Origin of the sequence: Variovorax sp. V213 (assembly GCF_041154455.1) — a bacterium.
GTDB lineage: Bacteria > Pseudomonadota > Gammaproteobacteria > Burkholderiales > Burkholderiaceae_C > Variovorax.
This window is the reverse complement of record NZ_AP028664.1, coordinates 4,136,584-4,150,039: the sequence shown is the minus strand read 5'-3', so window position 1 is coordinate 4,150,039 and position 13,456 is coordinate 4,136,584. Positions and strand designations below refer to the sequence as shown.

Below are 13,456 nucleotides of genomic sequence, written 5' to 3'. Positions count from 1 at the left end.
CGCCGTCAGAGGTCGGCTAGGCCCATCGCAGGATCGCTCACCGTGTGCTTGCCGGTTTCCACCCGGCCGGCGAAGCGGCGCGAGTAGCTGGGGTCGGCATCGCAGGTGACTGCGAAGTCGTACCAACGGCCGCTGGCGGCGAGCTCCCAGTGCTGTTCGGTGGTGGCGCCGCCTTCGACTGTCGCGATCCATGGGCCGTCATCGCGATAGGCCTTCGCACGCACCGTGAACCTGCAGGCCTTGGTGCCGCCACTGCGCATCTCCAGGTAGACGTTGCCGTTGGCAATGTCGTAGCACACGCGCACTTCAGGGTTGGCGCCGTTCGTGCGCAGCGCATTGAGATCGCCCTTGAAGTGGCGGTGAAAGCCATTGGGACCAAGCACCCAGAGGTCGTAGAAGCCGCTGTTGTCGGTCGCTGCGTTCCATGTGCCGTCGAGCGTCTTGCCGGGCTCGACCATGTAGCGGCGCGGCAGGCGGCCGAGGTTGAGCTTGTCGTACACATGGAACACCGCGCCTGCCTTGCCCGTGTTGGCGAACAGCAATCGAACGGTACCTGCCGCGGTGTCGGCGCGTGCGCTGGTGTGCAGTTCATAGGGCAGCGCACGCGAGGGCCGCGTGCCGGTGGCCTGGCGCGGCAACTGCGGATCGAGCGGCAGCGGGACCTGGCCCAACGCCTCCTGGCTGAGCCGCAGCTGGTCGGCCTGGTCACGGGTGCTGCGGCCAGCGAGCGTGGGCAGCGGCTCGTCGTTGGGATTGGCGAAATTGAAGGCGCTCGTGAGGTCGCCGCACACCGCGCGGCGGAAGGCACTGATGTTGGGTTCCTTCACGCCGAAGCGCGTCTCCAGGAAACGCAGCACCGAAGTATGGTCGAAGGCCTGCGAGTTGACCCAGCCGCCGCGGCTCCAGGGCGACACCACATACATCGGCACGCGCGGGCCCGGGCCGTACACACGGCCGTCGGGCGCGGGCTGGCCGGTGCTGCCGGGCGGCGCCGCATGGGTGAAGTATTCGGGCCCGAGGTCCGCATCGGGCAGCGTGGTCCTGCCGGCAAAGCTGCCATCGCTGACCGGTGAAGGGGCCGAGGGCGAGGGCAGGTGATCGAAGTAGCCGTCGTTCTCGTCGAAGTTGACGAAGAGCACGGTCTTGCTCCACACCTCGGGCACGGCGGTGAGCGCATCCAGCACCTCTTGCAGGAACCACGCGCCTTGCACCGGGCTGGAAGGGCCCGGGTGCTCGCAGTAGATGGACGGTGCGTTCATCCAGCAGACCTGGGGCAGCTTGCCTTCGCGAATGTCGCGCTTGAAGGCGTCGAGGTAGTTCTCGGGACGGGTGCCCGGCAGCGTATTGGCCACGCCCTTGTACAGCGGGTTCTTCGTGTTGTCCGTCGCCGCGTCGTAGGCGTGGTAGGGCAGCGGCTGGCCGGTATCGGCATACGGTGTGTTCGGCTCTCCGCCGCTGGACACCGGAAAGCCCGAATCGAGGTTCGCCTGGCGGAACTGCCGGAAGGCGCCGAGCATGTTGTCGCCCCATTCGTCGGGCATGTTCTGGTAGCTGATCCAGCGCACGCCTGCTGCCTCGAGACGCTCGGCATAGGTCTTCCAGGTGTAGCCGGTGTTCACCGATCCGGGGCGGCCGTCGATCCAGTCCCACTCGTTGCGCACGAAGGCGGTGCCGGTCGCGCTCGCGCCGTTGGTGCCGGTGAGATGGAAGGAGCGATTGGCGTCGGTGCCGGTGTGCATGCTGCAGTGGTACGCGTCGCAAAGCGTGAAGGCGTTGGCCAGCGCGAACTGGAACGGGATTTCCGCTTCCTTGTGGTAGCCCATGGCCTTGACGGTCTTGTAGCGCGGCCACTGGTACATGCGGCCGCTGTCCCAGGCGTTCTGGCTGTCCGCCCAGTCGTGGGGCGTGCCGCCGTCGCGCTGCGCGTTGCCCTTGCTGCTGTCCAGGTGGTAGGGCAGCACCAGCTTGCCGCTGGCATCGGTCTGCTGCCACACGTTCAATCCCTTGGGCAGCGGGATGGTGAAGCGGTCGCCAAAGCCGCGCACGCCCATCAGCGTGCCGAAGTAGTGGTCGAACGAACGGTTCTCCTGCATCAGGATGACGACATGCTCGACGTCCTGGATGGTGCCGGTCTTGCTGTTGGCAGGAATGGCGAGCGCGCGGCGAATGCTCGGGGGAAAGGCCGAGAGTGCGAGCGCGGCAACGCCGGTGGTGGCGGTGCCCGCGAGGAATTGGCGGCGGGAGGTCATTGCGGTGCAGCCATCACAGATCGGCCAGGCCCATGGCCGGGTCGCTCACCGTGTGCCTGCCGGTTTCGACGCGTCCGGCAAAGCGGCGCGCATAGCCCGCGTCGGCGTCGCAGGTCACTTCGAAGTCGTACCACGCGCCGCTTGTCGCCAGGTCCCAGTGCAGCTCGGCCTTGGCGCCGCCCTGCACGGTCGCGGTCCACGGGCCGTCGTTTCGGTAGGCCTTGGCACGCACCGTGAACTTGCAGGCGCTCTTGCCGCCGTTGAGCATCTCCAGGTACACATTGCCGTTGGCGATGTCGTAGCACACGCGTACTTCTGGAGCGGCGGCATCGCCTGCGCGCAGGCGGTTGAGGTCGCCCTTGAAATGGCGGTGATAGCCGTTGGGCCCGAGCACCCACAGGTCGTAAAAGCCGCTGTTGTCGGTGGCTGCATTCCACGTGTCGTCGAGCGTCTTGCCGGGTTCGACCATGTAGCGGCGCGGCAGGCGGTCGAGGTTGAGTTTGTCGTACACGTGGAAGACTGCCGCCGCCTTGCCGGTGTTGGCGAACAGCAATTGCACCTTGCCGCCGACGGTATCGGCGCGCGCGCTGGTGTGCAGCTCGTAAGGCAGCGCGCGCGAGGGACGCGTGCCGGTGGCCTGGCGCGGCAGCTGCGGATCGAGCGGCAGCGCAATCTGGGCCAGGGCTTCCTGGGACGCGCGCAGCTGGTCGGCCTCGGCCTTGCTCTTGCGGCCGGCCAGCGTGGGCAGCGCCTCGCTGTTGGGATTGGCAAAGTTGAAGGCGCTCGTGAGGTCACCGCACACCGCGCGGCGGAAGGCGCCGATGTTGGGCTCTTTCACGCCGAAGCGCGATTCGATGAAGCGGATGACCGAGGTGTGGTCGAAGGCCTGCGAGTTGACCCAGCCGCCGCGGCTCCAGGGTGAAACCACGTACATCGGCACGCGCACGCCCGGGCCATAGACGCGGCCGTCGGGCGCGGGCTGGTCGGTGGTGCCGGGCGGATTCGGATGGTTGAAGCGCTCGAAGGCAATGTCCGATTCGGGCAGCGTGGTCTTGCCGGCGGCCGTGCCGTCGGCGTTGAGCGATGGTGCCGCGGGCGAAGGGTAGTGGTCGAAGTAGCCGTCGTTCTCATCGAAGTTGATGAACAGCACGGTCTTGCTCCACACGTCGGGCACGGTGGTGAGCGCGTCCAGCGTTTGCTGGACGTACCAGCCGCCCTGCACGGGGCTCGAGGGGCCGGGGTGCTCGGAATAGGTCGCGGGCGCGATGATCCACGACACCTGCGGCAGCTTGCCGTTCTTGATGTCCTGGCGGAACTGCTCGAGAAAACCGCCGTCGGGCATGGTGTTGGCAATGCCCTTGTAGAGCGGATTGCCGGCGTCGTCGCTCGCCGGGTCGTAGGCCGGCGAGGCCACGTCGTTGCTCACGGGCTTGCCCGAGGCCTCGTTGGCGAGCCGGTACTGCTTGAAGCCGGCCAGCGGGTTGTCGCCGAAGTTCTCGGGCATGTTCTGGTAGACGATCCAGCTCACCTTGGCTTCCTGCAGCCGCTCGGGGTAGGTCTTCCACTCGAAGCCCTTGGCCGAGCTGTCGATCGAGTCCCACTCGTTGTTGACCGAGGCCACGTTCGCGCCGGTGGGGCCGTTGGTGCCGGTCCAGAGGAACATGCGGTTCGAATTGGTGCCGGTGTGCATGCTGCAGTGATAGCCGTCGCACAAGGTGAACGCGTTGGCGAGCGCGAACTGGAAGGGCAGCTCGGCCTCCTTGTAGTAGCCCATGGCCGCATTGGTCTTGTAGCGCGGCCACTGGTACGTGCGCCCGCCGTCCCAGGCGTTCTGTCCGTCGATCCACGAATGCGGCGTGCCGCTCACGCGCTGTGCGTTGCCCTTGCGGCTGTCCAGGTGGTAGGGCAGAACCGGGTTGCCCGTGGCATCGCTCTGCTGCCACACGCTCCGGCCCTTGGGCAGCGGAATGGTGAAGCGGTCGCCGAAGCCGCGCACGCCCATGAGCGTGCCGAAGTAATGGTCGAACGAGCGGTTTTCCTGCATCAGGATGACGATGTGCTCGACGTCCTGGATCGTGCCGGTCTTGTTGTTGGCCGGAATGGCGAGCGCGCGGCGAATGCTCGGCGGAAAGGCGGCGATTGCGAGCGCGGCGGCACCGGTGGTGGCCGTGCCCTGCAGGAATCTGCGGCGTGAGTTCATGGTCTTGTGGTGTTTGGTCATGAGGTAGGACGATGGGCGCTTCGATGGACGCTCAAGGTGCGCAACGCATGTCGGGCTTGGTGCCGGTGTCGGGCGGGTTGCCGGGCGTTGCCGGTGTGCCGGCAGTCGGCGTTCCCGAGCCGGGCAGGAAGCCCGAGAAGCCGCCGCCATCGCCGCCGCCGCAGGCGGAAAGAGCGCAAGCCAGGATCAGTGCGGGAACGAGCCGCACGGGCAGGGATGAAAATCGCATGGTGGGTTCCTTGGAGTTGTCGCGTGTGGGCACTCGGATGCGGCAAAAATGGCGCCTCGAAGGCACCGCGCACCGGACAGGCACAAGACTAGGGAGAACCCGTTACATCGCCGTGAACGAGCGATGACAAGGCAAAGGCGCCAAAGGCGCCAGGAGGGCGAAGCACAGCGAAGGTGCTCGCCCCCGGACGAGGTTCAATGCTCGTTGCTGATGCCGCTGGAGACGTGGCCGGCAGGCACGTGGCGTGCCGCGGCATCGACGTGGCCGGTCTGGTCGTCGAAGAAGAAATCGGGTTCGAACTCGCGCAGGAACTCACCCTTGGGCAGTCCGCCGAGGAACATGGCCTCGTCCACGCGGATGTTCCACTTCATGAGCGTGCGGATCGCGCGCTCGTGCGCGGGCGCGCTGCGCGCGGTGACCAGCGCGGTGCGGATGCGCATCTGCGCATTGCCGGCCATCTGCAGGCGATGCAGCGCGGCCAGCAAGGGCTTGAAGGGACCTTCGGGCAAGGGCAGGTCGGCCTTGCTGAGTTCGTGGGCCTGGAAGGCGTCGAGGCCTTCCGCCTGGAACACGCGCTCGGCTTCGTCGGAGAACAGCACCGCGTCGCCGTCGAAGGCAATGCGCACTTCGTTGGGCCACGCATCGCTGGCCTTCACCGACTCGACCAGCACCCGCGCGGCCGGGAAGCCCGCGACCAGGGCCTCGCGCACGTCCTCTGCGTTGACCGACAGGAACAGGTGCGCGCGCAGCGGCCGCAGGTATCCGAAAGGCGGACGGCCCTGCGTGAACACGCCGCGCTGCAGCTTGATGTCGGCCGCCGCGCTGGAGCGGAAGATGCGCATGCCCGAAACCGGGTCGTTGCGCGAGAGGATCACCACCTCGACGCGCTGCATGCCGTCGTCGTTGAAACGCAGCAGCTTGCGGATCAGCGAGTACGCGATGCCCGGCGCGGCCGGCACGTCGATGCGGTCGAGCTGCAGTTTCATGTAGCCCTCGTTGTCGCCGGCCTCGAAGATCCTGTTTTCTTCTTCGAGGTTGAACAGCGCGCGCGACGAGATCGCGACCACGAGTTTGTCTTCGAGCGTGACGGGCATGAGGTGCAGTACTTCCTGGCGGCGTTACTTGACGAACTGATTCAGCTGGATGATAGGCAGCATCACCGCCAGCACGATGAGCATCACCACGCCGCCCATGGCCACGATCAACAAGGGTTCGAGAATGGTCGCCAGGTGCATCGCCCGGCGCTGCACTTCGGCGCCGAGCTGGTTTGCGGCGCGCTGCAGCATCAGCGGCAGCGTGCCGGTCTGCTCGCCCAGCCGCGCGAACATCGACACCAGGCCCGGAAAGCGCTTTTTCTGCGCCAGCGCCGAGGCCAGCGGCGCGCCTTCGCGCACCAGCACGAGCGCATCGAGCGCATCCGCGCGCATGGCGCGGTTGCCCAGGGTTTCGGAGGCCGCCTGCAGCGCGCGCAGGATCGGCACGCCGGCCGTGGCGAGCATGGCCAGCGTGCTGGCAAACCGCGCCGCGTTGTAGCCGCGCGCGAGCTTGCCGACCAGCGGCAGCCTGAGCCAGGCGGCATCGAACTTCAGCCGGAAGGCCTCTTGCGCCAACGCGAGTCGCACGGCAATGGCAGCGCACACCACGCCACCCAGCATCCACCACCCGTAATCGCGCACCGCCGCGCTCAACGAAAGCATCACCGTGGTGAGAAAGGGCAGCGAGCGCTTGGTGCCCGCGAACACTTGTGCCACCTGCGGCACCACATAGCTCACGAGGAAGATCACGATCACGATCGCCACCAGGGTGACGATGGCCGGGTAGAGCGCCGCGCCGACGAGCTTCTGCTGCAGCGCCTGCCGCTCTTCGAGATCGTCGGCGAGCCGGTCCAGCACGAGGCCGAGGTTGCCGCTTTGTTCGCCAGCGCCGATCACTGCGGTGTAGATGGGCGAGAACTCGCGGGGGTGGGCCGCCAGCGCGCGTGCAAAGGGCGAACCCGCGTTGACTTCGGCGCGCAGCGATGCGACCAGGTTGCGCTGTGGCTCGGTCTCGGCTTCGTCGGTGAGCGCGGTCAATGCGCGTTCGAGCGGCAGGCCGGAGGACACGAGCCCCGCGAGCTGGCGCGTCCACACCGCGAGGCCGGTCGAGCTGAAAATCCTGGCGCCGCCCCCGAGCCATCGGCGCAGGCCACCGTTGCCGGTGCCGTTGACGTGGCTGCTGCCGACCGGTGTGACCGACAGCGGAATGAGCGCCTGCGCGCGCAGCAGGCTGCGCGCGCTGCGCGCGGTGTCGGCCTCGAGCACGCCTTCTCGCGACTGGCCGCTGGCATCGATGGCTTCGAAGGAATAGGCGGGCATGGCAGAGCGAAAGGATTATTCGCGCGTGACCCGCACCAGCTCGGCGCGCGAGGTGACGCCGGACTGCACCAGCCGCTCGCCGTCCTCGCGCATCGAACGCAGGCCGCCGCGCGCGCCGGCTTCGAAGAGCTGGCTTTCGGCCGCCTTGCCATGAATGAGCGCCTGCACTTCGTCGTTGGCCACCAGGAGCTCGAAAATGCCGGTGCGGCCCTGGTAGCCGGTTTGGCCGCAGGCCTCGCAGCCGGCGCCGCCGCAGCTGGTGCAGACCTTGCGCACCAGGCGCTGCGCGAGCACGCCCAGGAGCGAGGAGCTCAGCAGGAAAGGTTCGACGCCCATGTCGGTCAGTCGCGTGACGGCGCTGACCGAGTCGTTGGTGTGCAGCGTCGCCAGCACGAGGTGGCCGGTGAGCGAGGCCTGGATGGCGATCTGCGCGGTTTCGAAGTCGCGGATTTCGCCGATCATGATCACGTCCGGGTCCTGCCGCAGGATGGCGCGCAAGGCCTTCGCGAAGGTGAGCTCGATCTTGGCGTTGATCTGCGTCTGGCCCACGCCCGGCAGCTCGTATTCGATGGGGTCTTCCACCGTCATGATGTTGCTGCGGCCCGCGTCCAGCCGGGCCAGCGCGGCATACAGCGTGGTGGTCTTGCCCGAGCCGGTGGGCCCGGTCACCAGGATGATGCCGTGCGGCTGCGCAATGAGGCGCTCGAAGCGCTCCAGCGTATCGCCCTGCATGCCGACCGATTCGAGCGTGAGCTTCGATTCGGTCTTGTCCAGCAGGCGCAGCACCGCGCGCTCGCCGTGGGCGCTTGGCAGCGTGGAGACGCGCACGTCCACCGCGCGCGTGCCGATGCGCAGCGAGATGCGCCCGTCCTGCGGCAGCCGCTTCTCGGAGATGTCGAGGTCGGCCATGATCTTGAGGCGCGAGATCAGCGCGGCGTGCAGCGCGCGGTTGGGCTGCACCACTTCGCGCAGCGTGCCGTCGATGCGAAATCGCACGGACGAGGTGCGCTCGTAGGGCTCGATGTGGATGTCGCTCGCGCCGTCGCGCGCGGCCTGAGTGAGCAGCGCGTTGAGCATGCGGATGATGGGCGCGTCGCCTGCGCTCTCCAGCAGGTCTTCGACCGCCGGCAGCTCCTGCATCATGCGCGAGAGGTCGGCGTCGCTCTGCACCTCGCTCACCACCGCGGCTGCGCTCGATTCGCCCTGTGCATAGGCTGCGCTGATGCGCTGCGCCAGCGGGCCGTCGGCCAGCACCTCGAAGGCCTGTACGCCGTACTTGCGCGTGACCTCGCCGAGTGCGCTGCGCGAGGGATGGCTCGACATCCACAGCGTGTAGCGGCCGTCGTCGGTTTCCTCGAGCAGCAGTTGCTGGCTGCGTGCGAACGCGTAGGGCAGGGGGTGGCGCATGGGCGGGTCAGGGCAGTTCGCGCGAGGTGGTCGGGTCGGCCGTGGGCGGCAGGGCGCCGCGCAGCGGGCTCGGGCGCAGGCTGCGCGGGTCGGCCGGAGGGCGGGGCGGCGGAATGAGCTGCGTGCCCTGGATGCGCTCGCTGCTGCTGCTCGTGCGATCGGCCGAGCGCGGAGGCGCTTCCGGCAGCACGGGGGCGGAGTCCACGCCGCGCAGCATGATGTTGTCGGTGTTCGGCTGCGTGCGCTGCTGCATGCCGCGGATCTCGTCGTAGCGGTCGTAGGAAAACGCTTCGGTGGAGGCGCCGTCGCGCATGACGGCAGGGCGCAGGAACATCATCAGGTTGCTCTTGGTGCGCGAGCGGATTTCGTTCTTGAACAGGTTGCCGAACACCGGGATGTCGCCGGCCACGGGCACCTTTTCGATGGTGTTGTTGTAGTCGTCCGAGAGCAGGCCGCCGAGCATGACGAGGCCGCCGTCTTCCACCAGCACGCTGGACTCGATCGAGCGCTTGTTGGTGGTGGGCCCGTTGGCGTTGTTGACCGTGTTCTGGTCGACGGTCGAGGTTTCCTGGAAGATGGTCATCTTCACGGTGCCGTTCTCGTTGATGGTCGGGCGCACGCGCAGCGTGAGGCCCACGTCCTTGCGCTCCACCGTGGTGAACGGATTGATGCCCACCGAGCCCGAGGTGCTCGCGTACTGGCCGGTGACGAAAGGCACGTTCTGGCCGATGACGATCTTGGCTTCTTCGTTGTCCAGCGTCAGCAGGTTGGGGGTCGAGAGCACATTGGCGTCCCCGTCGCTGTTGAAGAAGTTCGCAATCGCGCCCAGGATGTACTGGCCGCCGATCTTGCCGGCGATGCCGAGGTTCAGGCCGGTCGATGGCCGGACGTTGGCCACGTCGCGCGTGGCCAGGGCCTGGGTCAGCGTCAGGATGTTGGCGCTGGCCAGGCTCGAGTTGGTGCCGATGACCGCGTTGTTGCCGAGGGCGCTCTGCCATTGGACGCCGAAGTTGGCGGCCTTCTTGGCGCTCACCTCGACGATCAGCGCCTCGATCATGACCTGGGCGCGCCGTCCGTCGAGCTTGTCGATCACCGCGCGCATCTGCCGGTACTGCGGCTCGGGTGCCGTGATGATGAGCGAATTGGTCGAAGGGTCGGCCTGGATCTGTCCACCCGTCGAAGGCTGGTTGGCATTGTTCAGCGGCGCATTGGCGGCCGCCGAGCCGCTTTGCCCGCTGAGGCTGGCCTGCTGCATGGCCTGCGGTGCGCTGGCCTGCGGCTGCGCCTGGCCGCCACCCGCGGCCCCTGGCGTGCCAGTGGTGCCCGGAAGCTGGTTCGCGGCCATGGCGGCGCGCAGCGTGGCCGCGAGGCGAACTGCGTCGGCGTTCTTCAGATAGACCACGTAGATGTTGCCGGCCGCGCCGTTGCTGCTCTCGGCCGGGGCGCGGTCGAGCTTCTCGACCAGCGTGCGCACCAGCGCGGCCCGCGCCGGATTGGCGGCGCGCAGGATGAGCGCGTTGCTGCGCGGATCGGCCAGCAGGGTGGTACGGAACGACGCGTCCGCCGCGCCCGGCGCAGCAGCGCCCGGCGTTGCGCCCGAACCGCTGCCATCGACCAGCCGCGTGATCAGGGGCAGCATGTCGGTGGCGACCGAATGCTTGAGCGGGATGACCTCGATGTCCGACGCATTGGGCACGTCGAGCGCCGCGATGATGCGTGCCAGCCGGCGCATGTTGTCCGCGTAGTCGGTGATCACGAGCGAGTTGTTGCCCGGGTTCACGTTGATAGTGTTGTTGGGCGGAATGAGCGGGCGCAGCACCGGCAGCAGGCTGTTCGGCGATTCGTAGTTGAGCCTGAAGATCTGCGTGACGATCTGGTTGCCACCCACGGAGCCCGCGCTGGGCGTGGCGGTGTTGACGGTCTGGGTCTGGAGCTTGGCGTCCGCTTCGGGAACCACCTTGTAGAGCCCTTCGGCCTCCACCACCGCAAAGCCCTGCAGCCGAAGTGCGGAGGCGAACTGGTTGAACGCGGCGGCCGGCGCGATGGCGCGGTCGGTGACGAGGTTCATCGTGCCCTTGACGCGCGGATCGACCACCACGTCGCGGCCGGTGACCACGGCCATGGTGCGGGCCACGGCCTCGATGTCGGCGTTGGCGAAGTTGAGCGTGATGGGCTCGCCCCGGCGGGGCGCATCGGGACTGCCGGCCTGTGCGAACGCCGGCGGCACGGCCTGCATGAAGGTGGCGGCAATCAGCATCTGCGCTGCGAGTGCAACGATGCCGAGGCGGCTGCCGTGCGAAGTCAGTGGCTTCTTCATGATCAACCCAGGGTGATGATCGAACGCGCGTTCTCGCGCCGTCCGATGATGTTCAACAAATTGGAAAGTGCGTCTTCGCGGCCGGCTGCGGCACTGGCTTCGCCATTGAAGCGAAAGGTGGTGCCGTTCCAGCTGCCGCTGCCGTTCAGCTGCAGGCTGCCTTCGCGCGTGCTCAGCAGCAGGCTCGGCCGGCTGCCGCCCTCGAGTGTGAGGCGGTAGCTGCCCATCGGCTTCAGGGTCGAAAGGCTCGACGACACGTCGGTGGCGTCGAGCGTCGCCTGGCCCGCGAGGCGCAGCACGGGGCCGTCCCATTGCAGCGACAGGGCCTTGGTGGAAAGGTCGAGCGTGCCTTCCAGCTTGAGCGTGTTCCAGGGCGCGCCCAGCCCGGCCAGCAAGGTGGCGGGCCAGCGCGAACTGCCGTCGCCCCATTGCAGCTGCATGCCGTCCGCGCGCGGGCTGGCCTTGAGTTCGAGCGGCCGGGCCGTGCAGCAGGGCAGGTCGAGCACGGCGAACATGCCGCTCCAGGTGGGCCGCATCCGCCAGCTGAGCGACCCGGGCAGCGACACCGCTTCGGCGCCGCCGGTACCGCTGGCCAGCACCACGGCCGCCGCGCCGTTCCAGACCGTGCCGCGCGGGTTGACGAGCAGCAGCCGGCCCTGGCTCCAGCTCGACAGCGCCGCGGCCAGCCACCGGGCCGGCGCAAACAGCACGAGCGCGAGCAGTGCGCCAATCACGATGCCGAGCAGGGCCCAGCGCCAGCCGCGGCGCGGCGCCGGTTCGGAAAGGGAAGGGCGCGTCACCATGGCGGGTGTGCTCAACGGGCCGCGGGCAGCGCCATCACCATCGTGCCTTCCCAGCGCACCTTGGCGGGTTCCGGGTCCTTGTTGCCCGCAGCCGGCGGCGCGGCGGCTGCGCGGGTCAGGTGCGCCTCGCGCGGCACGGCGTGGGCATTGCCGCGCGCCTGCGCCAACCACTGGGCCAAGGCATCGGCGGGCACGGCGCGCAGCGTGACGGTGGCGGCGCCGTCGCCGCTGGCCGTCATGAGCTGGCCATTGCTCCCCAGGCTCTGGCGCACCGAGGTGTCGAGGGCGCGCAGCGCGTCGTCGCGGTTCAGGCGCGGCTGGGCTTGCAGCGCCTTGGCGCGGTTCTGCAAGGTGCCATCTGCTGCAGCTGTGCATCGAGCCGTGCGTGCTCGGCCCGTGCCGCCGCCAGGGTGCGCAGCGCGGGGGCGAGCGCAATCCACCACAGCAGCGCGAGCACGACGAGCGTGGCCGCGATGGCGACCATGCGCCGCTCGCGCAGATCGAGGGAAGCCCAGCGGGCGCGGAGTTGTTCGCCGAAGTTCATCGCGAAGCCTCGGCCTGCACCAGCAGCAGATCGCCCTCGGCGCGCACGCTGTAGCCGCGCGGGCCCATTGCGCCCGAAAGCCGCGTGAGCTCGGAAGGCTGCAGGCCCAGGCCGCGCAGGCGCAGCTGGCCGGCGCTGTAGTCGATGGCGCTGGGCGTGCGGCCCGGCGGAAGGTTGGTGGCGAGCGCGCCGATCATCGGTTCGAAGTCGCTGCCCGCGACGTCTCCCACGGCCTGCTGTAGCGCGGCAACCTCGCGCGCCATTTGCACCGGCGCATCGACCACGAGTTTCACGGCAGGGAAGGTCTGGGTCAGCATGGTTTTGACAGCCTGGCGCTTGGCCTCGAGTGCGTTGCGCTCTTTCCAGGCCCAGGCGTTGAGGCCGATCAGCTGCGTGAGCAACAGGGCGACGACGCCCCAGCGTGCGGCGCGCCACTCGGGTGCGTAGCGCAGCGTCTGGAACACGTATGCGAATTTCTTGCCGGCGCGAGCGCGGCCCGTCACGGCAAGGTCGAACTGCGCGAGCTCCCAGGGCGAGCGCGCAGCCTGGAGCCAGCGCTGCGGCGCCTGCACGATGGGCAGGCGGCGTTCGAGTAGATGCTCGGCGGCTTCGGCGACGGCGGGCTCGGCGGAAATGACGGCGGTGTCGAGCGGCAGGCTGCCGGCGAGCGCCAGACCGGCTCCGGCGAGTGGCAGCGAGACCACGCCGTCGGCATCGCACACGGTGAGCTGCGGCGCCTCTGCGACGCCTGTGATCTGCAGCAGCGGCGGGCCGTCGGCGGGCTGCGGCGCAAATTCGGGAACGATGCGCACGACACGCCGCCCCGTCGATTCGAGGCCCTGCACGAGGCTGCGCAGCCAGATGCGGTTACAGGCCGCCACCCAGACCGGCACGCCGGCCTTGGCCTCGGGTTCGAGTGCGAAGTGCAAGGCTTCGGGCTCGTCGAGCAGTTGCTCTTCGAGCAGGCCGTCGAGCACGGCGCGCAATTTCGAGGTGCTGCCCATGCTGCCCTTGGGCAGGGTGACCCGGTGCCAGGAAAGCGCCGCGGTTGGAATGCCAAGCATGACTTCCGTGCTGGCCGGCAGCAGCGTGAGCAGCGCGCGGCCGTGGCTGCGCAATGCGATGCCGTCGTCGCCTGCCTGGGCCCAGTCGTACTCGCCGGCGGTGTCGGCCGGGGGGAGGGGGGCAATGAGCAGCAGCGGTGTCATTTCTATTTGGGAAAGGGCGGGTGATTGTAGGGTTGCGCCTGCTGGATAAATGCTACTTTATTTGTAGCGTGTGACGTAGATGCGACGCGGGTCGGAGGATTTTTTGGCGCAAAAAATTGGTAAG

Annotated in this window: 9 protein-coding genes and 1 pseudogene; all 10 read right to left on the bottom strand. The window is 68.2% G+C overall.

The features are described from left to right. Nucleotides 1–5 precede the first annotated feature (5 nt). Nucleotides 6–2,249 carry a phosphocholine-specific phospholipase C gene (locus ACAM55_RS19735; RefSeq protein ID WP_369653160.1) on the bottom strand — a complete coding sequence of 748 codons (2,244 nt, stop codon included), beginning with the start codon at nucleotides 2,247–2,249 and terminating at the stop codon, nucleotides 6–8. A gap of 13 nt (nucleotides 2,250–2,262) precedes the next feature. Beyond that, nucleotides 2,263–4,449, bottom strand: coding sequence for a phosphocholine-specific phospholipase C (locus ACAM55_RS19730; RefSeq protein WP_369653159.1), 2,187 nt, complete (start codon nucleotides 4,447–4,449; stop codon nucleotides 2,263–2,265). Nucleotides 4,450–4,501: 52 nt separating this feature from the next. Then, a complete protein-coding gene (locus ACAM55_RS19725; protein WP_369653158.1) occupies nucleotides 4,502–4,699 on the bottom strand; it encodes a hypothetical protein in 198 nt (65 codons plus the stop codon). Nucleotides 4,700–4,893: 194 nt separating this feature from the next. Beyond that, a complete protein-coding gene (locus tag ACAM55_RS19720; RefSeq protein WP_369653157.1) occupies nucleotides 4,894–5,793 on the bottom strand; it encodes a 5'-nucleotidase in 900 nt (299 codons plus the stop codon). Between the two features lie 24 nt (nucleotides 5,794–5,817). Then, nucleotides 5,818–7,053: a type II secretion system inner membrane protein GspF gene (gspF, locus tag ACAM55_RS19715; RefSeq protein ID WP_369653156.1), complete on the bottom strand. Its 1,236-nt coding sequence runs from the start codon at nucleotides 7,051–7,053 to the stop codon at nucleotides 5,818–5,820. A gap of 15 nt (nucleotides 7,054–7,068) precedes the next feature. Beyond that, on the bottom strand, nucleotides 7,069–8,460 hold the full coding sequence (locus tag ACAM55_RS19710) for a GspE/PulE family protein (protein ID WP_369653155.1): 1,392 nt from the start codon (nucleotides 8,458–8,460) through the stop codon (nucleotides 7,069–7,071). Nucleotides 8,461–8,467: 7 nt separating this feature from the next. Beyond that, complete coding sequence (gene gspD / locus ACAM55_RS19705; protein ID WP_369653154.1) at nucleotides 8,468–10,777, bottom strand: type II secretion system secretin GspD; 2,310 nt, start codon at nucleotides 10,775–10,777, stop codon at nucleotides 8,468–8,470. Nucleotides 10,778–10,779: 2 nt separating this feature from the next. Further along, a complete protein-coding gene (gene gspN, locus ACAM55_RS19700) occupies nucleotides 10,780–11,580 on the bottom strand; it encodes a type II secretion system protein N (protein ID WP_369656430.1) in 801 nt (266 codons plus the stop codon). An 11-nt stretch (nucleotides 11,581–11,591) separates the two neighbouring features. Continuing rightward, nucleotides 11,592–12,124 (bottom strand): annotated as a pseudogene (gspM, locus tag ACAM55_RS19695) (type II secretion system protein GspM). Beyond that, nucleotides 12,121–13,332 (bottom strand): type II secretion system protein GspL, encoded by a 1,212-nt coding sequence (gspL, locus tag ACAM55_RS19690; RefSeq protein WP_369653153.1) that lies wholly within the window; start codon nucleotides 13,330–13,332, stop codon nucleotides 12,121–12,123. The pseudogene gspM and the gene gspL overlap by 4 nt, the downstream one beginning before the upstream one ends. Between the last annotated feature and the right edge of the window lie 124 nt (nucleotides 13,333–13,456).

What these genes read in the sequence shown, in the direction of transcription:
- ACAM55_RS19730 (WP_369653159.1), bottom strand. Translation starts at nt 4,449, where the DNA reads ATGAACTCACGCCGCAGATTCCTGCAGGGCACGGCCACCACCGGTGCC.
- ACAM55_RS19720 (WP_369653157.1), bottom strand. Translation starts at nt 5,793, where the DNA reads ATGCCCGTCACGCTCGAAGACAAACTCGTGGTCGCGATCTCGTCGCGC.
- ACAM55_RS19735 (WP_369653160.1), bottom strand. Translation starts at nt 2,249, where the DNA reads ATGACCTCCCGCCGCCAATTCCTCGCGGGCACCGCCACCACCGGCGTT.
- gspD (WP_369653154.1), bottom strand. Translation starts at nt 10,777, where the DNA reads ATGAAGAAGCCACTGACTTCGCACGGCAGCCGCCTCGGCATCGTTGCA.
- gspN (WP_369656430.1), bottom strand. Translation starts at nt 11,580, where the DNA reads ATGGTGACGCGCCCTTCCCTTTCCGAACCGGCGCCGCGCCGCGGCTGG.
- ACAM55_RS19710 (WP_369653155.1), bottom strand. Translation starts at nt 8,460, where the DNA reads ATGCGCCACCCCCTGCCCTACGCGTTCGCACGCAGCCAGCAACTGCTG.
- gspF (WP_369653156.1), bottom strand. Translation starts at nt 7,053, where the DNA reads ATGCCCGCCTATTCCTTCGAAGCCATCGATGCCAGCGGCCAGTCGCGA.
- ACAM55_RS19725 (WP_369653158.1), bottom strand. Translation starts at nt 4,699, where the DNA reads ATGCGATTTTCATCCCTGCCCGTGCGGCTCGTTCCCGCACTGATCCTG.
- gspL (WP_369653153.1), bottom strand. Translation starts at nt 13,332, where the DNA reads ATGACACCGCTGCTGCTCATTGCCCCCCTCCCCCCGGCCGACACCGCC.